This is a genomic window from Candidatus Syntrophocurvum alkaliphilum (genome assembly GCF_009734445.1).
GTDB classification, from domain to species: Bacteria; Bacillota; Syntrophomonadia; order Syntrophomonadales; family Syntrophomonadaceae; genus Syntrophocurvum; species Syntrophocurvum alkaliphilum.
This window is the reverse complement of sequence record NZ_CP046457.1, coordinates 58,820-80,870: the sequence shown is the minus strand read 5'-3', so window position 1 is coordinate 80,870 and position 22,051 is coordinate 58,820. Positions and strand designations below refer to the sequence as shown.

The following is a 22,051-nucleotide window of genomic DNA, read 5'->3' as shown; positions in this document are numbered from 1 at the left end:
ATTTAATAATGTTTATTAAAAGATTGACCCATTTATACATATAATGGGCCAATCCTTTTAAAAATTTAAGCTTCTACTTTAATTAGCATTGCATCACCTTGTGCTTGTCCGGAGCAAATGCCTGTTACACCGATTCCACCACCACGGCGTTTTAGTTCATAGGCTAATGTCATTGCAATACGTGCTCCACTTGCACCAATTGGATGGCCGTATGCTACAGCTCCACCATTAACATTTACTTTTTCATCCATTTGCTCATAGCTCATACCTAGTATACCTTTACCACTTACTAATGCTACTGCAGCAAATGCTTCATTAATTTCAATGAGATCCATTTGGTCTAGACTATATCCTGTTTGCTCTAATACTTTCTTGATGGATAGTCCTGGAACAGTAGCTATATATTTAGGTTCTTGAGATACTTCAGCATAGCCAAGAATTGACCATAATGGCTTAATCCCTAGTTCTTCAGCTTTTTCTTTTGACATAACTACTACTGCAGCTGCTCCATCATTGATGCTTGGTGCATTACCTGCTGTAACAGTTCCTTCTGGATCAAAAACTGGAGGTAATTTTGCTAATGCTTCATATGTGCAACCTCTGCGTATTTGCTCATCTGTATCAAATACGTTTACCGCACCTTTTCTACCTTTAATTTCTACTGGGAAAATTTCATCTTTTAATCTGCCTGCATCTATTCCTTCTTCAGCTTTGTTTTGACTGCGAGTCGCCCATTTATCCTGATCTTCACGAGGAATACCAAATTCTTTACAGGTATCTGAGCCTAATACTGCCATATGCTTGTTATGAGTTGCACACCATAGTCCATCCCATACCATTAAATCTAATGCCTTTTTACTTGGAGTACCCATTCTTGCTCCCCATCTCATATCAGGTAATGCAAAAGGTACATTAGTCATACTTTCCATACCACCAGCTACAGCAATATCAACTCTTCCTGCTTGTACTGCTTGATATGCCATGTCTATTGTTTTGATTCCGGATGAACAAACTTTGTTTACAGTAACTGCGGGAACTTCTTGAGGGATACCAGCTTTTAGAGATGCTTGTCTGCCAGGTACTTGACCACAACCAGCCGGCACAACTTGTCCCATATAAACGTACTCTACTTGCTCTGGGCTAATGCCTGCTCTTGATACTGCTTCTTTGATAGCCATAGCACCTAAATCAACTGCCTTAAATCCTTTAAGACTTCCTCCATACGCTCCAATCGCTGTTCTACCAGCACTAACAACTACAACTTCTCTCATTTTTTCAAGCTCCTTTCTTTAAATAAATCTTCTTGATTTTGACATTACCACCTAATTTACATTTTACAAAATATTAATATAATTAACAACAAAAATAATAACTCGACAAGAAACAAATGTTTAAGATTCTCTAGACATAGTTTTTTCACTTATTGTAAATATTATTGCTATTTCGCAAAAACGCATCTAGAAGCAAAAACCATATCCTGTTACCTTATTCTTGATAGAGTTTATGTAATTATTTAAGTAAGATTAGAATTGGTAATGTCTTCGCGAAGAATACCAGCACTAAATATAAATTAATAACTGCAAGTTTAGTGCCACTTTTAATAATTAATATAATACATTATTAATGCTAATGAGTATAGGGGATATAATTGTTCTTTACCTAAATTTTTCACGTTTTTGCTTTCACAATCTGTTGTAAATATGCAACGCAACTTCTTGTCGTTTCTTTTTATTATAACAATTAAACGCATTATGAATGCACTAAGAGTACTCTATTCTGTTTCTGCAACAGCTGTTGCATGTGCGCAACATTTTTTTGTATAAAATTTACGCTAATTTAACATGTACTTAACTTTTAATCAGATCCAAGGTTAATCTTATACTTAGTAGCTTTTCGAGATATAGTAGAAGCGTTAACTTGAAGAGCTTGTGCCATTTTTCTAGTAGTTCTAAATTTTTTATAAGCTTGTTCTATTAAGCATTTCTCAACAGTTTCAACCGCTTCTTTTAAGGGTGGTAGACCATCAATGCTAACATTTGAAAATGGCAACTCAACCCTATTCCCAATACTACTAGGCAAATCACGTAATGTTATCCTGTTGCCTGGTGTTATTACCAGCAGTCTTTCAATATAGTTTTCCAGTTCCCTAACATTACCCGGCCATGAGTAATTTTGTAACGAATCTAATGCCTCAGGACTAAAGTATTTGTTTTTATTATATTTATTATTAAACTCCTCCACGAAATGAGTTACAAGTATAGGGATATCTTCTTTCCTTTCTCTAAGTGGTGGAATATGAATAGGTATAACATTTAATCGATAATAGAGATCTTCTCTAAAAGTGCTCTCCTCTACCATTTTTTCTAAATTGCGATTTGTTGCTGTTATTATTCTCATATTTATAGGTATCGAGGTATTGCCACCCACTCTTACAATCTCTTTGTTTTGAAGAACCCTTAGTAGTTTTACTTGTAAACGCAGAGATAATTCGCCTATTTCGTCTAAAAATATCATTCCATTATTAGCTAGTTCAAATAGACCAATTTTCCCTCCTCTTTTAGCCCCTGTGAAAGCCCCACTCTCATACCCAAATAACTCTGACTCTAATAAATTATCCGGAATTGCTCCACAGTTTACCTTTATAAAAGGACCATTACTTCTGTTACTTGTTTTGTACAATGCTTCCGCAATAATTTCCTTTCCTACACCAGATTCACCAGTAATTAATATAGTTGAATCAACTTCACCTAAAGCTGAAACCAGATTCAAAACCTCTTTCATTTTATGAGACGAGTATATTATGTCATCATAACCATGCTTCGGCCCTTTATATGCCTTTAATTGATTTTGGTAATGCTTATTTATCTCTTCAGCTTGCTCAAGTTTTTGTTTAAGCTCATTAAGCTCTGTTATATCTCTAACATTTGCAACTACCCTGACAATTTCGCCATCTTCTCCAAATATGGGACTTCCTGTTGCTAATGCTGTTTTCCCTGCTTTAGTTTGTTGAATGATTGTAACAAGCTTTTTTTGTTTTAAAACTTCATCTGTTACAGATTTCGATACAACTTCATCTTCAACAAGCCCATCATCCTCTTTCCTCGAAAAATCCTCACTATTTAAACCTGATATTCTTTCAATCGCTTTATTTAATCGTAAAATCTGACCATTTCCATCAGTAATATATAATCCGTCAAATGAAGAATCTATAATTGCATCTAATTCCCTATTAAGTTCTCTCACGCTTTTTAACTCTTGTGAGATCAACTCTACTTCTGATATATCCTGCAACACTGCTACCGCACCAATGATTTTGCCATCTTTATTAACCGGACTTCTATTTGATATAAACCACCTGTTGTTAAGTTCTATTTTTTGTAAAGTCTGGGCTTCACCTGTAGCAACTACTTTTAAAAGTTCACTATTAGGAAATACATCTTTAATATTCTTGCCTTTTATATCTTCTGCACTAATCCCTAACACGTTCTGAGCTGATTTATTAAAAGTTTTAATTGTACCAAATTCATCAATTGCCACAATTAAATTGTGAGTAGAATCCATTATAGTTTGTAGCTCATGAACCATTTCATTGTGAGATTCAAAAAAAGCTTTTACTAAGTCTGTCCTTGTACACCATCCAACAACTTCATCGTTTTCCACAACCGGTAGTCTTCCAACATTAGAGTACTTAAGTAAATACTCAATCTCTTCCTCCGGACTTGAGAAAGTTACTTCTTTAATCATAAGATCTTCGACTAAAGTATCGAATGACAAAGCTTCTGATACGAGTTTAAAAATATGACTCTTCGTTAGCACTCCAATTAACTTTTTTTCGTTATTTATTACAGGTGCTCCGTCAATATGGTTTTCCATAAAAATTTGAGCTACCTGTTTTATAGTCATTTTAGGATCTAAAAATATTAGATCAGTAGTCATGATCTCTTTAATTTTCATCTGTTCCCCCCCACTAACACAACCAACCATTAAACAACAACTATAAATTTAAATTTTAACCATATACAAACAAATCACAGCCAAGTTTGCACATTGATTTTATCATCCATTATCAGTTTTGCCAACATTAATAAACATCTCAATTCGCAGTACACCTCTATTGTATATTAATCTATACAGATATTAATCTTTTATCCTTGGGACAAGTTATAAAAAATAGATTAGTTACATACTTTCCAACTTCAAGCTATAAAATGCTAAAATAATAAAAATAATATTTTAAAAGGAGGTACACAAGTTGAAGAGAATAGGAATTTTTTTACTTGTTAATATGTTAGTACTAACAACTATAATTATAATCACATCACTTTTAGGAGTTAATCGTTATATCGATCAAACAGGCGCAATTATGTATTATGAGTTGTTGATATTTGCTGCTGTAATTGGTTTTGGTGGTTCTATTATTTCTTTATTTATATCTAAGTGGATGGCTAAGAAAATGATGAATGTTAGGGTTCTTGACCCTAATGATAGACTAAATTCACAGGAGAGCCAATTAGTAAATACAGTACATCGTTTAGCTCAACAGGCAGGCATAAATAAAATGCCTGAGGTAGGTATTTATCCATCATCGGAAATTAATGCATTTGCTACTGGTCCTTCTAGAAATAATTCATTAATAGCTGTATCACAGGGTTTGTTAAGCAACATGAACCGAGATGCAGTTGAAGGAGTTTTAGCTCACGAGGTTGCACATGTTGCTAATGGAGATATGGTTACAATGACACTAATCCAGGGAGTAATTAATACCTTCGTGGTATTTTTATCAAGAATATTTGCTTATATTGCATCAACTTTTGTGCGCAGGGAAATGGCTGGCATTGTTCATTTTCTTTCAATAATTGTTTTCCAAATTTTATTATCTATATTAGGAAGTATTGCAGTTATGGCTTTTTCAAGGCACAGAGAATATGCGGCTGATTATGCCGGGGCACAATTAGCCGGAAAGCAAAAAATGCTCAAAGCCTTAAAATCATTACAAGGCTCTGTTCATAAGGTAGATACTGACCAAGAGGCAATTCAAACCTTTAAAATAAACGGGGGAAAAAAGAATGCAAGAAAAGCTGGAATCAGGGAGTTGTTTTCTACACACCCTGACTTAGAAGACCGCATAAGAAGATTAGAAAATAGAAAATAGAAAAGTTCTCAGAATATACATTAGAGCTAGGATTTAATTTATGCTAGTATAAATATATATAAAAAGGGAGAGAAGGATACAAAATGAAAGCATATGAAGCAGTAAATCCTAATTCAGTATTTTTATACTCAGAGCAAACTATAGAAGAAGCTTCTCGCTTATTGCTAGATCGCGGTATAACCAAAGCACCAGTTTTGGATTCCAGTAATGAATGCATAGGAATCATAACTAAAGATTTGTTGCTACATGCAATGTTAAATGGCACATCTTTAGAAACTAGAGTGCCAGAAATAATGCAAAGTGATTGCTATTTTCTTGCCCATGACGATAAGCTTTCAATTAATAATAATAGACAATTAGAGTCAGGTATTGTTTTAAAGAACGGTTTGCCTGTGGGCGTTATTGAACCTAAAGATATAATAAATGTATATATAAAGCGTCGTAAAGATGAAAAAGAAAATATAAAAGCCACTATGGATGCAGTATATAATCCAGTAATAGCTATTAATAATAATAATATTATTAAAATTTTTAATAAATGGGCTGCAAAGGCTTTTAACATAAATGAAACAAAAGCTTTAAATTCTCATGCTGAAAATGTAATACCAAATCAAGAAATACTAGAACTGTTAACTGGAGAAATATCATATCCCGATAATAAAATTTCATTTAACGGTTTAAGCTATGTCCCTTATCGCAAAAATGTATATAGGGATTCGGAACAAATAGGACGAGTACTAGTACTGCGCGATATATCAGAAATCGAAACAATGATACAAAAATCTGAATATACTAAACGTCTAAACAGAGAATTAGAAGCTATCATTGAATCTTCCTTTGATGGACTATATGTAACTGATGGCCAAGCTAATACTCTGCGCCTCAACAAAGGTTTTGAACGCATAATGGGAATTACCCAAGAACAATGTGTAGGTCGTAATATGAAAGAATTGGTAGACAGAGGTGTCTTTTCTCGATCCGGAACCCTAGTTGCACTAGAAACAGGAGATCGCGCTACCCTCACCTTGACTGCTAGCACTGGCAAGGAAGCTTTGGTAACTAGTAATCCCATCTATGATGAAAAAGGTAATATTATTTTAGTAGTTACCAACGTTCGAGACATAACCGAATTAAATGAACTACAACGCAGACTCGAAAGGGTAGAGGGTTTACAAGAACTTTATAAAACCGAATTACAGCAAATGAAACTCGAAAATTCCCGTAAACTAATTATGAATTCAACAAAAATGAAAGAACTTATAAATATGGCTATGCGAGTAGCCGATGTAGATTCAACCGTTTTGATTCAAGGTGAATCTGGTGTGGGCAAGGAATTAATTGCAGAAACTATACACTTTAACAGCAACCGAAATGACACCCCTTTTATTCGGTTAAATTGTGGTGCTATCCCAGAGAATTTGCTTGAGTCAGAACTATTTGGTTATGAAGCAGGAGCTTTTACTGGAGCTAACAAAAACGGCAAAGTAGGTTTGTTCGAGCTAGCCCAAGGAGGTATATTATTTTTAGATGAAATAGGTGAATTACCACTAAATCTGCAGGTTAAACTACTTCGAGTTTTGCAAGATAAAGAAATTATGCGAGTTGGCGGAGTAAAGCCTATAAAAGTTAATACTAGGATAATTGCTGGCACCAACCGAGATTTAATGTCAATGGTTGATAAAAACCTATTTCGTTTAGATCTATATTATCGCTTGAATGTTATACCAATAACAGTTCCACCTTTGCGTGAACGACGAGAAGATATTCCTGCACTCATGAATTACTTTATTAATGAATTTAACCAGAAATATGGAATGAAAAAACGTCTTGATAATAAAGTTTATAACAATTTGATAGAATATAATTGGCCCGGCAATGTAAGAGAATTAGAAAATTTAATAGAAAGATTAGTGGTCACTAGCATAGACAATACTATTAATATTAATGACTTGCCATCATCATATATAAAAACATCTTCTACCATGTTAGAAGATGATAAACAAATAATACCTCTGCAACAGGCAGTAGAAAATACAGAGCGAAAACTCTTAGAAAATGCATTTAGTCGATACCGCACAAGTTACCAAGTAGCTCAAGCACTAAAAGTCAACCAATCTACTATAGTTCGTAAAGTCCATAAATATGGCATAACACGTTAAAAGTACAAAAATGAGAGCCCGCTGCAGGAAATCGTCCTACAGCGGGTTCTCTTTATGAAAAGAGCATTGGCGGCATAACACATTCTGATTTTGAGCCTAATTCAACCAATCTAATATCGATTATTTCAAAATATTGCTTGCTATAACTACACGTTGAATTTCATTTGTACCTTCATAAATTTGTGTAATCTTAGCATCTCTCATCATTCTTTCAACTGGATATTCTCTAGAATAACCATATCCTCCTAATACCTGTACTGCTTCTGTTGTTACTGCCATTGCAGCATCACCCGCGTACAGTTTTGCCATTGCACTTTCTTTACCATATGGCAATCCTTGACTTTCTAACCAAGCCGCTTGATAGGTTAATAATCTTGCAGCTTCTATTTGTGTTGCCATATCAGCTAATTTGAATTGGATAGCCTGTTGTTTAGATATTGGTTTTCCAAATTGAACTCTATCTTTTGAATAGTTAAGTGCAAATTCATATGCTCCTTGAGCTATTCCAACTGCTTGAGCAGCAATTCCGTTTCTTCCACCATCTAGGATCATCATACCAATTTTAAATCCATCTCCTTCTTTACCAAGAAGGTTTTCCTTTGGAATGCGGCAGTTTTCGAATACTAACTCATAGGTAGCTGATGATCTTATACCTAGCTTATCCTCTTTTTTACCAAAGCTAAAGCCAGGAGTATCTTTTTCAACTATAAATGCACTTATACTCTTATGTCCAAGATCCTTAGGTCCTGTCCTAGCTATTACAACATAAGTTTCAGCATAATAAGCATTTGTTATAAATACTTTGGTTCCATTTAAGACATATTCATCACCATCTAGTACTGCAGTTGTTTTTGTTCCACCTGCATCACTACCAGCCGTTGGTTCAGTAATTGCAAATGCCCCCATTTTAGTCCCTTCAGCTAATGGCACTAGATATTTTTGTTTCTGTTCTTCTGTACCAAATTTCCAAATTGGCCATGAAGCTAGTGATACGTGAGCTGATAAAGTAACACCCATAGAACCGCAAACTCTTGAAAGCTCTTCTACCGCTAATACATAAGTTAGAAAGTCAGATCCTACTCCTCCGTACTCTTCTCCCCACGGTAATCCACACATGCCTAAATCAGCCATTTTGCGGAATAGATCCATATCAAATCTTTCTTCTTCATCACGTTCAGCAGCTGATGGTTCTATTTCTCCTTCTGCAAAATCTCTAAATGTTTTTCTAAACATTTCATGTTCTTCTGATAATCTAAAATTCATTTATAAATCCTCCTCATTTTTTGTTTATCTAAATAATAATTACAGCTATGTCTTCCCCACAGATGCAGAAAATAGTTTTATCCAATATATAAAATTCCACTTTATTTTTATAGTTCAATTATCATTATAACAATACCGCAGGTATCCGCACTTTCTAGGCGCTAGCACATTTTAGATCTTAATTGTAATCAAAGAATCCTTTGCCTGTTTTTCTACCTAAATGACCAGCTCTTTCTTTTTGCTTAAGTGACAATGCAGGACGATATTTGGAGTCACCAAATTCATTCCAGAAATAGTTCATAATCATCAAACATACATCTATACCAATTAAGTCTGCTAAAGCTAGTGGTCCCATAGGCATGTTAGCTCCTAATTTCATCGCCTTATCAATTTCTTCAGCAGAAGCAGCACCTTCTTGATAAAGAATTGCAGCTTCATTTATATAAGGAATTAATACTCTATTAACTATAAATCCAGGTGATTCTTGAACCGGCACTGGTTCTTTGCGAATGTTGTTGCTTAATTCAACAACTGTATTAACAACTGCTTCAGAAGTTTCTGCACCAGGTATAACTTCAACTAATTTCATAGCTGTAACCGGATTAAAGAAGTGCATACCGACAACTTTATCAGGGCGATTAGTTGAGGCCGCAATTTCCGTTATACTTAGAGCTGATGTATTTGTCGCCAAAATGGTATCAGCTTTACATAACTCGTCTAATCCTTTCATCACTTTTTTCTTAATATCAATATTTTCTATAATTGCTTCGATTACAATATCACAATCTTTAAAATTACTATTATCTGTAGCACTGGTTAATAAACCTTTAAACTTGCCAACATCTTCCTCAGTTTTCTTACCTTTAGAAACTGCTTTGTCCCAGTTTTTAAATATCCCTTTCAGCCCTTGGTCAACCATACTTTGCTCTATATCAACCAAAACAACTGTATATCCAGCTTCAACACAAACTTGGGCAATGCCAGCCCCCATAGTTCCAGCACCTAAAACTCCAATCTTATTTATAGCCATTTTATTTATACCTCCTCTTAAATTATCTTAAAGCACGTCTCTCTTTAAGTTCTATCGCTCTGGTTTTCAGTTTTTAAAAATCATAACCCCGCCAATCTTTTACTTTAAAGTGTTGAAAAGTATGCCCCCCTTCATATTCTTTATATCTTTATTATGCTCCCCCCTTTTTCTAAAACTTTATATCTAATAGGATGCAGTTTAAGTTTTTAGCATACAGTCAAATATATATGATAGAATTCATTAAATATGAAAAACACATTAAATAAATGCTTAGTATTTTATATGCTCAAAAGAAGGATCCCACTGCTCCATGATGTTTTATAAAACATTATGTTTAAATGGAAAAGTGGCATTCACTTCCACTACCATAGAGCAGCAGTTTACAGCTAACCCAATTATTGGTTAAAAATGCTTATAATGTTTAGTTGCAATTAACATGCCAACATAAAAATTTACTGATATGACTAGAAACAGCTTAAATAGCTAATTGTGATTGCTATTATTTTCTATTTAATATAACTTCAAAGCCCAACAATGCAGATGTGCATTTGAAATAATGCACATCTGCATTGTTGGGCTTTTTCCCTTAATATTCCAAAACAAGTTAAGTATGCCAAATGAAAATAATGGAAATTGCTTGATTTGGATGCACTCCTGCATTAATTTTTTAAGCTTTTAAAGAAACTTTTTTTAGTGGTTAATTTTCTCTTAATTTCTATAAAAAAATTCACATCGTTATGTTCAAGATATAATTTCACTCTCCACAGATTTTGTGCAATATTTAAGTAGAAATACGAAAACTCTCGAAACATTTACAATACTTCAGCTTTCTTCTAAAGTTCGACTCTAAAACTTATATTTTTAGATAAACAACACACACAGTATTAATTCGTCAATATTCATATTTGACAATAGCTACATTAAAAAGCACAATTGAAACCATGTTTACAGAAAATTTAACCAAAAAATTAGATATTATTATATTAGAAAAAGATTATAAATTGGAGGTTTAGCTATTGAGGTGGTATAAAAATTTAAAAATTAGTACTAAATTTTTACTACTATTTATAATTTTAATTTTATTTGCTACAGGTATTGGAATAAACGGTATTATCAAAGTTAACTCAATGAATAATAATTTAGACAGAATGTATGAAGAAGCACTTTTACCAATTGGGTATATAAATGATATATACAATGAGCTTTTATCTATCCGTGGTGACCATTATTATATGTTAGTTGAAGAATCTGCTGATAATAGACTAGAAGCTATTAATTCAGTAGAGGAAAGCATAGAATCCCTTGAAACACTTTCTGTTCAGTATAGTGAGTCACGCATAAACCACTCTGATAATGAAAGTGCTTTTCATGATGTTAATTCAGCATTAGAAAACTACTATTCCATGGTTGATAGATATAATAATTTAATTAGAGACGATAGGTTATCTAGAGCACAATCATATGCACCCATGATAGAAAATCAGAGATCAATAGTACAAGAAAGAGTAGAAAACTTAGTAGATATAAATGTACATATTGCGGAAACAACACGCACAGAAGGAGCAGAAATGTATTTTAATACAATTGTAGAAATGTGTGTTGCTCTTATACTAGCTATTATAATTTCCATAACTATATTCTTTATAGCATTAAGACAAATAACAAACCCTATAAAAAACATATCACATGAAGCAAAAATAATTGCTGATGGAGACTTCACTAGTAAAATCCCTGACGAATTTATAAATAGAAATGATGAAATTGGTGAACTAGCTAAAGCTTTTGAAAAATTACATAATGACTTAGGAAACCTCATTGATAATATATCTGCTAATTCTCAAGAAGTAGCTGCATCAAGTGAACAGCTGTTAACCTCAAGTGATAAAATAGCTTTAACAACACAACAAAATAGTGCCTCTGTACAAGAAATAGCGGCTGGAATGGAAGAAATATCAGCAGCAACTAAACAAATTAATGATTCAGGTGAAGAAATAGGCAATAAACTAGATACTTTAAGCACAAGTGCACTTGAAGGTAATATAGAAGCAAAAGAAATTGAACAAAAAGCATTACAAGTACAAAAAGATGCTGAAAAAGCTAAACAATCAACAATAAATATTTATCAAGAGATACAAGATGAATTAAATCAGGCAATAAAAGAGGCTCGTGTTGTAGAAGAAATATCAACACTTGCACAAACCATAGCCGGAATTGCAGAACAAACTAATTTATTAGCTCTAAATGCTGCTATAGAAGCTGCTCGCGCCGGCGAAGAAGGCAAAGGTTTTGCGGTAGTAGCTGAAGAAGTTAGAAGACTAGCTGAAAATTCTTCTGAAACTGTAGGTTCTATTCAAGGCCTAACTTCACAAGTACAAACATCTTTAGAAAGTCTTTTAAAAGCCTCAAATAAAATGCTTAAGTTTGTAGACAATGATGTGGTTAAAGATTATGAAATGATGGAGGAAATAGGAAAAAGCTATAAGCAAGACGCTGATAGATTATATAACCTAACCGATACATTTAATAATGAAATTAATAATATTTCTATAGCAATGAACGAAATAAATAAAGGCATGCAAGATACTCTAAGTACAATCGAAAAAACAAACACTGGCTCTCAAGAAATAGGTAAAGGAACAGAAGTATCAGCACAAGCTGCTGCAGATGTAAGCAAAGCTGCTCATAAACTAGCTGAAAATGCTGAAAAACTAAACCAGTTGATTGATAGGTTTAGAACTTAATGGTTAAAATATTAACATACATAAATATCTTAGCTTGTATAAAATAAAAAATTATTCTATACTGTTCATTGGAATAATAAAATATATGGTGATGGTGCCCACCATAGCTTTACGCTTAAACGCCTAACAATAATAAGGCTAATGGCTCCTGTCTAATTTAGGACAGGAGCTATTTTGTTTTTTGGGAGGTAAAACACAGTGGAAAAAATTAATAAAAACCTAGAAACTTTAATAAATATTGCTCAAGAATATTCACTTAGTAACACAATAATTGAAAGCTTGATAAGTTTACAAAATCAATTTGGTAACAAACAGTTAAACATTGCAGTAGTTGGCCAAATGAAGCGCGGTAAATCAACTTTAATTAATGCATTATTAGGTGATAATATTTTACCTTCAGGTGTTGTTCCTGTAACATCAATTATCACTGCTATTGAATATGGAAATAATAATTTTGGATTAGTAGAGTTTAAAGATGGACAAGAAAAAAAAATTAATCTAAAAGAATTAGGTAGTTATGTTTCAGAAGAAGAAAATCCAGATAATAAAAAAGAAGTGAAGTTAGTTACCATATACAACCCTAATCCTCTGTTAAACAAAGGAATAAAACTTTATGATACCCCCGGAGTTGGTTCTGTATATAAGCATAATACTGAAACTGCTCGTGATTTTTTAGAAAGTATTGATGTTGTACTATTTTTATTCTCAAGTGATACACCTTTAAATGAAACCGAAATAAATTTTTTAAATGAAATACAAAATAATGAAACTGCAACGGTTTTTATTCTAAATAAGCTAGATATGGTTAATAAAGAGGAACTAAGTTTATTAATTAACTTCTCAGCCAAAGTATTAAAAGATAAGCTAAATAGAGAAAACATTACTATAATACCAGTATCTGCTCGCGATGGACTTGAAGCCAAAATACAAGGTAATGAAATTGAATACCAAAAAAGCGGTATGCAAAAGCTTTTAGATTTTTTAAACCAAGAATTAAATAATAGAAAAGATGAAATTTTAATTAATTCAATTGAAACAAGAATGCGCATCATAGCTAAAAATCAATATAATTTATTAACTTTAAGAAAGGAAACACTAATCACCCCTATAGATAAACTTAATTCTAATATTAAAGATTTTGAGCTTTTTTTAGAAAATGTTGATGTCACTAAAAGAGAAGCTAAAAATTTATTACAAGCTGAAGTAAGGCATATATTAAACCAATATGATGATAATGTAAAACAGTTTCAAGATAAAACTATACCAATAATAAATACGCAATTAGATGAAATTTATAACAATTACCATAAACAAGGTAGTAAAAAGTTAACTGATGAATTAAATATAGCACTTGAAGAAAGCGTTTTAAATCAAGTAAAACCGTTTCGTGAAAAAAACGCTGACTGGATTGAAAAAACTTTTAATGAAGCAGGAGAACGTTTTCTGCTACGTCTGAAAGCTTTAGTTGAAGATATATATAAAAAAGCATCGGAAATGTTTGGATTAAAGTGGGATGGACAAATTGATGTTCCCATTATGAATACAAGCGGTAATGTAGATTATAAAGTGGGTAGATCCCCTCTTTTCATTGAAACAGCCCCCTCTGCTTTTGCTGGTAAACTACCTAGCTTTATCATTAATCCATTAATTCGCAAGGAATTTATAGATAGAATTTCTATTGATGTCGACCGCAATTGCGGAGTTTTAAGACATCATTTTCTAGAATGTCTAAAAAAATCCTCTAAGGAATTAAACTTACTAATGGATAACATGGTTGAAGAAGCTAAAAATGAAATAAATAATCAATTAGAGATTGCTCTAAAGCAAAAACAATCGAATGAAAATGTAATAACCCAACAAATTGAGCAGATTAATAAAGATATTAATACATTAGAAGAAGCTCTAAAAAAAGAAAGTAAGATAATCAAACAACTGTAGTACGCAAAACACAAAACAAGAGCTCATTGTAGATATAAATCTACAACAAGCTCTTTATGAAAGGAAACTTGAATGAAAACTTAAACTAGTGCTTTACACAATTTTGTTGGACTTTCTCCAAATTTTCATTTTTTCAGCTTCTCGGATTAACTCATCTCTAAAGTCTGGATGAGCAATTGAAATTAATGCTTCAGCTCTTTCCCAAGTTGATTTGCCTTTCAGATTAACCTTGCCATATTCAGTTACCACCCAATGAACAACAGTACGGCTATCAGTTGTAATGCTTCCGGGCTTCATTGTCGGCACAATACGAGATTTGGGCTCTCCGGCTTTACCATAAGTTGAGGATAAGCAAACAAAACTCTTACCACCCTTGGAACGGTAAGCACCCATTACAAAGTCCAATTGTCCACCAGTACCACTAATATGTTTGGTTCCAGAAGACTCCGAGTTAACCTGACCAAACAGATCTATCTCTACAGCATTGTTAATAGACATAAAATTATCAATCATACCTACAACACTTGGATCATTAGTATAATCAACAGTACAACTCATAATTTGAGGATTATTATGTAAATAATCATAGAGCTTACTGGTTCCTGCTGCGAATGCAAATGATTGACGACCACGATCTATATTTTTCTTCAGTCCTGTAATTTTACCCGCCATAGATATATCTACAAAGGCATCAACATACATTTCAGTATGAACACCCAAATCTTTAAGATCAGATTTTGCTATCATCATTCCTACCGCATTAGGCATTCCACCTATCCCCAATTGCAAACATGCACCATTAGGAATTTCATCAACAATAAGAGCAGCCACTTTTTCATCTGCTTCCGAAGGCACTGCAGAACCTAGTTGGGGCAGTGGAGGATTAGACCCTTCCACAATGTAATCAACTTCTGAAATATGGATCCCTACCTCAGTACCACCTAAACAACGAGGCATATTATTATTAACCTCTACAATTTTAATGGTTGAAACATCAAATGTAGCCATCTGATGGGAGGCCTGGGGACCAAAATTAAAGTAACCGTGTTCATCCATCGGAGCCACTTGACATATAGCGACGGCTATAGGTTCTACGTTTTCGCGATAATACCTAGGAACTTCAGAATACCGAATGGGCGCATAGTAACCACAACCCATATCATTTATTTTGCGGTCAACCCCAGAATAATGCCATGAATTCCAAGTAAAATGAGCTTCTGGATTCTCTATCTGAAAGATAGCCGGCATCCACATGGTTACACCGCCCCTGAGCTTTACATCAGTAAGTTCAGATGCTCGATTTGCAATTGCTTTATCAACATCGTAAGAATGTCCCACACACCAACCATAATCTACCCAATCACCCGTTTTGACCACCTTAGCAGCCTCATCTGCACTTACTAGTTTTTTCTTATATTCTTCTAACCAACTCATAATCTACCCTCCTACAATTTTTTACAATGAACGGAGTTAATATCATAAGCTCCGTTCATTTATATCGTAATTACTTGAGTATATTGCTTGCTATAACTACACGTTGAATTTCATTTGTACCTTCATAAATTTGTGTAATCTTAGCATCTCTCATCATTCTTTCAACTGGATATTCTCTAGAATAACCATACCCACCTAATACCTGTACTGCTTCTGTTGTTACTGCCATTGCAGCATCACCCGCATACAGTTTTGCCATTGCACTTTGTTTACCATATGGCAATCCTTGACTTTCTAACCAAGCCGCTTGATAGGTTAATAATCTTGCAGCTTCTATTTGTGTTGCCATATCAGCTAATTTGAATTGGATAGCCTGTTGTTTAGATATTGGTTTTCCAAATTGAACTCTATCTTTTGAATAGTTAAGTGCAAATTCATATGCTCCTTGAGCTATTCCAACTGCTTGAGCAGCAATTCCGTTTCTTCCACCATCTAGGATCATCATACCAATTTTAAATCCATCTCCTTCTTTACCAAGAAGGTTTTCCTTTGGAATGCGGCAGTTTTCGAATACTAACTCATAGGTAGCTGATGATCTTATACCTAGCTTATCCTCTTTTTTACCAAAGCTAAAGCCAGGAGTATCTTTTTCAACTATAAATGCACTTATACTCTTATGTCCAAGATCCTTAGGTCCTGTCCTAGCTATTACAACATAAGTTTCAGCATAATAAGCATTTGTTATAAATACTTTGGTTCCATTTAAGACATATTCATCACCATCTAGTACTGCAGTTGTTTTTGTTCCACCTGCATCACTACCAGCCGTTGGTTCAGTAATTGCAAATGCCCCCATTTTAGTCCCTTCAGCTAATGGCACTAGATATTTTTGTTTCTGTTCTTCTGTACCAAATTTCCAAATTGGCCATGAAGCTAGTGATACGTGAGCTGATAAAGTAACACCCATAGAACCGCAAACTCTTGAAAGCTCTTCTACCGCTAATACATAAGTTAGAAAGTCAGATCCTACTCCTCCGTACTCTTCTCCCCACGGTAATCCACACATGCCTAAATCAGCCATTTTGCGGAATAGATCCATATCAAATCTTTCTTCTTCATCACGTTCAGCAGCTGATGGTTCTATTTCTCCTTCTGCAAAATCTCTAAATGTTTTTCTAAACATTTCATGTTCTTCTGATAATCTAAAATTCATTAAAAATCCTCCTCATTTTTTGTTTATCTAGAAACTACCATAGCTATACCCTGTCCTCCACCAATACAGAGAGTAGCTAAACCTGTTTTAGAATCACGCTTTTGCATTTCATAAAGCAGTGTGACTAATATTCTTGTACCAGACGCTCCAATTGGATGACCAATTGCTATTGCCCCACCATTTACATTTACTCTATCCATAACCTTTTCTAAACCAAGTTCTTTTGATACTCCTAAAGACTGTGCTGCAAATGCTTCGTTAGCTTCTATAAGGTCTATATCTTCTATATTTAATCCTGCTTTATCTAAAGCCTTTTTAGTAGCAGGAACAGGTCCAATACCCATAATCTTAGGATCAATACCACCTGATGCATAACTTGAAATTGTAGCTAAAGGCTCTAAGCCAAGTTCGTCTGCTTTTTCTTTAGACATAACTATTACTGCTGCTGCACCATCGTTTATTCCAGAGGCATTTCCAGCTGTAACAGAACCATCTTTTTTAAAGGCTGGTCTCATTTTGGCTAACTTCTCCTGTGGTGCTAAGTTAGGATGTTCATCTTTGTCAAAAACTGTTTCACCTTTTCTAGTCTTAATTACCACTGGTACTATTTCATCTTTAAATTTATCTTCCTCTATCGCTTTAGCAGCAAGATCTTGACTTCTAAAAGCAAAAGCATCTTGTTCTTCACGAGATATATTCCACTCGTCTACTATATTTTCTGCAGTTATTCCCATATGATAATTATTAAAAGCTTCCCATAAACCATCTTTTATCATTAAGTCTTCTATTTTTCCAGGTCCCATTCTATATCCATAACGTGCCTTTTCTAGTGCATAAGGAGCAAGTGACATATTCTCAGTTCCACCTGCAAGAATAACATCTGCATCACCTGCTTTTATAGCTTGTGCAGCTATACTAATTGACTTTAGTCCTGAACCACAAACTTTATTGATTGTATATGCTGGAACGGTTTCCGGTATACCAGCATGAATAGAGGCTTGACGAGCCACGTTCTGACCTTGACCAGCTTGTAATACACATCCGAATATTACTTCATCTAATTGATCTGGTTTTAATCCAACTCGTTTTAAACTGTCTTCCATTACTACTTTTCCTAGTTCTACAGCACTTACGTCTTTTAATGTGCCCCCAAATGATCCTACAGGTGTTCTACATGCACCAACCAAAACTACTTCTTTAGTCATATTCTCACATCCCCCTCTTTAAATTTCTCTCGATATAAACGTTATTTATAATCAAAGAATCCTTTGCCTGTTTTTCTACCTAAATGACCAGCTCTTTCTTTTTGCTTAAGTGACAATGCAGGACGATATTTAGAGTCACCAAATTCATTCCAGAAATAGTTCATAATCATCAAACATACATCTATACCAATTAAGTCTGCTAAAGCTAGTGGTCCCATAGGCATGTTAGCTCCTAATTTCATCGCCTTATCAATTTCTTCAGCAGAAGCAGCACCTTCTTGATAAAGAATTGCAGCTTCATTTATATAAGGAATTAATACTCTATTAACTATAAATCCAGGTGATTCTTGAACCGGCACTGGTTCTTTGCGAATGTTGTTGCTTAATTCAACAACTGTATTAACAACTGCTTCAGAAGTTTCTGCACCAGGTATAACTTCAACTAATTTCATAGCTGTAACCGGATTAAAGAAGTGCATACCGACAACTTTATCAGGGCGATTAGTTGAGGCCGCAATTTCCGTTATACTTAGAGCTGATGTATTTGTCGCCAAAATGGTATCAGCTTTACATAACTCGTCTAATCCTTTCATCACTTTTTTCTTAATATCAATATTTTCTATAATTGCTTCGATTACAATATCACAATCTTTAAAATTACTATTATCTGTAGCACTGGTTAATAAACCTTTAAACTTGCCAACATCTTCCTCAGTTTTCTTACCTTTAGAAACTGCTTTGTCCCAGTTTTTAAATATCCCTTTCAGCCCTTGGTCAACCATACTTTGCTCTATATCAACCAAAACAACTGTATATCCAGCTTCAACACAAACTTGGGCAATGCCAGCCCCCATAGTTCCAGCACCTAAAACTCCAACCTTGTTTATAGCCATTTTATCTATACCTCCTCTTAAAATTATCTTTAAGCACGTCTCTCTTAAGTTTTATCGCTCTGGTTTTCTGTTTTTAAAAATCATAACCCCGCCAATCTTTTACTTTAAAGTGTTATACCCCCTTCACATGCTTAATATCTTCATCATTTCCCCCCTTTTTTCAAAAATTTATATTTTTATAGGATATAGTTAAATTTTTTAGCATACCGTCAAATAGCTAAGATAGAATCTATACAACATGAAACAATTAATATAATGCTTCGCATTTTATAAAAAAGGATTCCACTGCTCCATGATGTTTTATAAAACATTATGCTTAAATGGAAAAGTGGCATTCAATTCCACTACCATAGAGCAGTAGTAATTCAATAATCAACCAAAACATACATACTAGCGTATATTAGCATTTATTAAGTTTGCTTATATGAAATAAACAAATATATAAATTCTTAATATGTTAATTTGCAATTAGCATGCCAAACATAAATACAAAGCTAAACTGTTGAAAATAGCCTAAATAGGGGTTTTTTAATTTTCTCCATGTTGTTTGGCAAAGGATTTGAGTCGTTTAATGCATGCTCGCATTAAACTTTAATGCGAGCATGCATTGCATTCAATGCGGACGTGCATTGCCATCTGCAGGTGTTATAATAGGTAAATGGTTGCTGCTAGATAAATAGTTAAATTGCGTATTGAGAGGGGAAGATTGATAACAACAATTTTAATATTTAAAATATGACATATTTTTACATAATATAGAAAAATTCCCTTGTACAAATAGGGAATAATGCGCCAATGCATTTAATTCCTAGTTATTTAAAGTCATTATTATATATAAAATAAATTTTTTTGCTAATTATGTTTTATTTGTGTCTTTTTATCTTAAATAGAAAATAAATTCGAATCTTTATTCTCTTAATTCCTATCAGTTATGCTATTAAAATTCAAATAATCCCTAAAAACATAAAACTCCTGCCATATATAGGACAGGAGTTTTATATTGTTAATTATTAAAAAGTTACTATAATATTTATTTAAACTCTTTTACTTATCTCATTAACCGCTTTAATTACTTTAGCTATTTCATCTTCGGTGGTAAAAAACCCTGGACTTAAGCGACATGCACCAATTTCATATGTCCCTATAGTTTGATGTGCTAGTGGGGTACAGTGCAAACCAGACCTGTTTATAACTCCAAACTCCATGTCTAAGCTCATACTTAGTTCCCCACAATCCATGCCTTCTATGTTAAAAGCAACAACTGCTGTTTGTTTATTACTAGCTTGAGGTCCGTAAATATTTACACTTTTTATTTCTTTTAAACCACCAATTAACATATCTGTAACAATCTGTTCGTGCTTTTGTATATTTACTAATCCAGTCTTCTCTATAAATTCTACTCCAGCTAGTAATCCGGCTATTCCAGGGGTATTTAGTGTTCCACTTTCGAAGCAATCAGGCATCAAATCTGGATGCTCTAAAGACTCTGATAAGGAACCCGTTCCTCCTACTTTTAAAGGATTTATTACCAAACCTGGTTTAATATACAAACCACCTGTTCCCTGAGGCCCAAGAAGCCCTTTATGACCCGTAAAGGTTAAAATATCTATGTTTTGTTTTACAACATCTACTGGTAATACTCCTGCTGTTTGTGCTGAATCAATAGCAAATAGAACATTATTTTCTCGTGCTATTTTTCCTATATCTTCAACAGGCATAATTGTACCAGTAAGATTTGAGGCATGAAGTATACAGATTAGTTTAGTATTATTTTTAATAGCTTTTTTAATATCTTCAGGATTTAAACTACCATCATCCTCACATTTAACTTGCGTCCATTCAATTCCTTCACGAGACATAATATTTAAAGGTCTAGCAACAGAGTTATGCTCCATGCTAGTAGTTATAACATGATCTCCTTGTTTAAGTAGACCTTTTAGCACTATATTTAAAGATTCAGTAATATTCTGGGTAAAAGCTATTTGGGAACTATCTTCTATATTAAACAGTCTAGCTAAAGCATCCCTAGCTTCCACAACTATTGACCCTGATTTTAAGCTACGCTGGTTACTTCCTCTACCGGGATTACCTCCCATATGTCTATTGAAATAATCGATTGCTTCATATACACTCTCTGGTTTAGGATATGTAGTTGCTGCATTATCCATATAGATAGTATTCATATAAAACCTCCTAGCCTTTTGCCCATTACTAACTATTATTATACAGTTATACTCTTTTTAGTTAAAGTTAATGTCTCTAAAGCAGTATACATATTAGTTACTTTACCTACTTCTAAACTTTCTTTTATTCCATAAAAATCAAGACAAGTTCCACAAGAAAGTATTTCTACATTGTCATTTTCCAATGCTTTAAGGTTATCGATTACTTCAGACCCTTTAGTAGTTAAAAATACTCCACTATTCATAAATATTAAGTGTGTTAAGTTACCTTCTATTTCCTTCAAACTATAAAGAAAGCTTTTCATTAATACTTTCCCTAACTCTTTTTCACCTTCTCCAAATAGATTACTAGTTATTAAGATAGCAATATCATCATTCTTTTTACTAGTCACTAGCTCCTGCTTATCTTTATTCATATGTATATAATATGAACCATTTTCTTCTTTTACATCAACACTATAACCTTGGCTTTTTGCTAATCTAGTGACATTTTCTAAAGCAACTGTTCTATCAACAATCGCTATCAAATCTGATACATCACCACTATCCATAGCCTTTTTAGTTAAGATAACAGGTTCAGGACAATCAAGCCCCCTAGCATCAATAACTTTTTTCATAATATCAGTACTACCTCCTGTTTATATGACCCTTTAAATCAACTAAAACTTCATCTAGATTAAGATTATTAACTCTAGACATATCCTCTAAAGTTAAAAACAAATCATTACATAAAATACAATTTCCTGTTTTGTTCTCATACTCTTTAAACAACCGTATTGTTTTAGGATGCTTATCAACTATATCTAGTAATTTTTCTTTACTTAAATCCATAATAATCAC

At 33.6% G+C, this 22,051-nt stretch carries 15 protein-coding genes and 1 riboswitch; of the genes, 4 read left to right on the top strand and 11 right to left on the bottom strand.

What is annotated here, in order from left to right; genetic code table 11:
* Window positions 1-65: 65 nt before the first annotated feature.
* Both SYNTR_RS00340 and SYNTR_RS00335 read right to left on the bottom strand, forming a co-directional pair.
* On the bottom strand, window positions 66-1,271 hold the full coding sequence (locus SYNTR_RS00340) for an acetyl-CoA C-acetyltransferase (protein WP_156202635.1): 1,206 nt from the start codon (window positions 1,269-1,271) through the stop codon (window positions 66-68).
* Between the two features lie 583 nt (window positions 1,272-1,854).
* On the bottom strand, window positions 1,855-3,954 hold the full coding sequence (locus SYNTR_RS00335; RefSeq protein ID WP_156202634.1) for a sigma-54-dependent Fis family transcriptional regulator: 2,100 nt from the start codon (window positions 3,952-3,954) through the stop codon (window positions 1,855-1,857).
* A 298-nt stretch (window positions 3,955-4,252) separates the two neighbouring features.
* On the opposite strand from SYNTR_RS00335, the gene htpX reads away from it, so the two are divergent.
* Window positions 4,253-5,152, top strand: a complete 900-nt coding sequence (gene htpX / locus SYNTR_RS00330) for a protease HtpX (protein WP_156202633.1) — start codon at window positions 4,253-4,255, stop codon at window positions 5,150-5,152.
* A gap of 83 nt (window positions 5,153-5,235) precedes the next feature.
* Entirely contained in the window at window positions 5,236-7,311 is a 2,076-nt protein-coding gene (locus SYNTR_RS00325; protein ID WP_156202632.1) for a sigma 54-interacting transcriptional regulator, read from the top strand.
* Window positions 7,312-7,431: 120 nt separating this feature from the next.
* Here SYNTR_RS00325 and SYNTR_RS00320 read toward each other — a convergent pair whose 3' ends face one another.
* A complete protein-coding gene (locus tag SYNTR_RS00320) occupies window positions 7,432-8,574 on the bottom strand; it encodes an acyl-CoA dehydrogenase (protein WP_156202631.1) in 1,143 nt (380 codons plus the stop codon).
* Window positions 8,575-8,752: 178 nt separating this feature from the next.
* Window positions 8,753-9,604 carry a 3-hydroxyacyl-CoA dehydrogenase family protein gene (locus tag SYNTR_RS00315; RefSeq protein WP_156202630.1) on the bottom strand — a complete coding sequence of 284 codons (852 nt, stop codon included), beginning with the start codon at window positions 9,602-9,604 and terminating at the stop codon, window positions 8,753-8,755.
* 1,016 nt (window positions 9,605-10,620) lie between these two features.
* Here SYNTR_RS00315 and SYNTR_RS00310 point away from each other — a divergent pair.
* Both SYNTR_RS00310 and SYNTR_RS00305 read left to right on the top strand, forming a co-directional pair.
* Window positions 10,621-12,345, top strand: a complete 1,725-nt coding sequence (locus tag SYNTR_RS00310) for a methyl-accepting chemotaxis protein (protein ID WP_156202629.1) — start codon at window positions 10,621-10,623, stop codon at window positions 12,343-12,345.
* A 78-nt stretch (window positions 12,346-12,423) separates the two neighbouring features.
* Window positions 12,424-12,503: riboswitch (Fluoride riboswitch) on the top strand.
* Window positions 12,504-12,543: 40 nt separating this feature from the next.
* A complete protein-coding gene (locus SYNTR_RS00305; protein WP_156202628.1) occupies window positions 12,544-14,283 on the top strand; it encodes a dynamin family protein in 1,740 nt (579 codons plus the stop codon).
* Window positions 14,284-14,376: 93 nt separating this feature from the next.
* Here the strand turns inward: SYNTR_RS00305 and SYNTR_RS00300 are convergent, their stop codons facing one another.
* The 7 genes from SYNTR_RS00300 to SYNTR_RS00270 all read right to left on the bottom strand — a co-directional run bounded on the left by SYNTR_RS00300 (window position 14,377) and on the right by SYNTR_RS00270 (window position 22,042).
* Complete coding sequence (locus SYNTR_RS00300) at window positions 14,377-15,717, bottom strand: butyryl-CoA:acetate CoA-transferase (RefSeq protein WP_156202627.1); 1,341 nt, start codon at window positions 15,715-15,717, stop codon at window positions 14,377-14,379.
* 70 nt (window positions 15,718-15,787) lie between these two features.
* The gene (locus SYNTR_RS00295) at window positions 15,788-16,930 is read right to left on the bottom strand and encodes an acyl-CoA dehydrogenase (protein ID WP_156202626.1); all 1,143 of its coding nucleotides are present in this window, start codon (window positions 16,928-16,930) and stop codon (window positions 15,788-15,790) included.
* A 23-nt stretch (window positions 16,931-16,953) separates the two neighbouring features.
* Window positions 16,954-18,135, bottom strand: a complete 1,182-nt coding sequence (locus tag SYNTR_RS00290; RefSeq protein WP_156202625.1) for an acetyl-CoA C-acetyltransferase — start codon at window positions 18,133-18,135, stop codon at window positions 16,954-16,956.
* A gap of 41 nt (window positions 18,136-18,176) precedes the next feature.
* Window positions 18,177-19,028: a 3-hydroxyacyl-CoA dehydrogenase family protein gene (locus tag SYNTR_RS00285; RefSeq protein ID WP_156202624.1), complete on the bottom strand. Its 852-nt coding sequence runs from the start codon at window positions 19,026-19,028 to the stop codon at window positions 18,177-18,179.
* A 1,034-nt stretch (window positions 19,029-20,062) separates the two neighbouring features.
* Complete coding sequence (locus tag SYNTR_RS00280; RefSeq protein ID WP_156202623.1) at window positions 20,063-21,211, bottom strand: aminotransferase class V-fold PLP-dependent enzyme; 1,149 nt, start codon at window positions 21,209-21,211, stop codon at window positions 20,063-20,065.
* Between the two features lie 38 nt (window positions 21,212-21,249).
* Complete coding sequence (yedF, locus tag SYNTR_RS00275) at window positions 21,250-21,828, bottom strand: sulfurtransferase-like selenium metabolism protein YedF (protein ID WP_156202622.1); 579 nt, start codon at window positions 21,826-21,828, stop codon at window positions 21,250-21,252.
* A 10-nt stretch (window positions 21,829-21,838) separates the two neighbouring features.
* Window positions 21,839-22,042, bottom strand: a complete 204-nt coding sequence (locus SYNTR_RS00270) for a hypothetical protein (RefSeq protein ID WP_156202621.1) — start codon at window positions 22,040-22,042, stop codon at window positions 21,839-21,841.
* Window positions 22,043-22,051 lie beyond the last annotated feature (9 nt).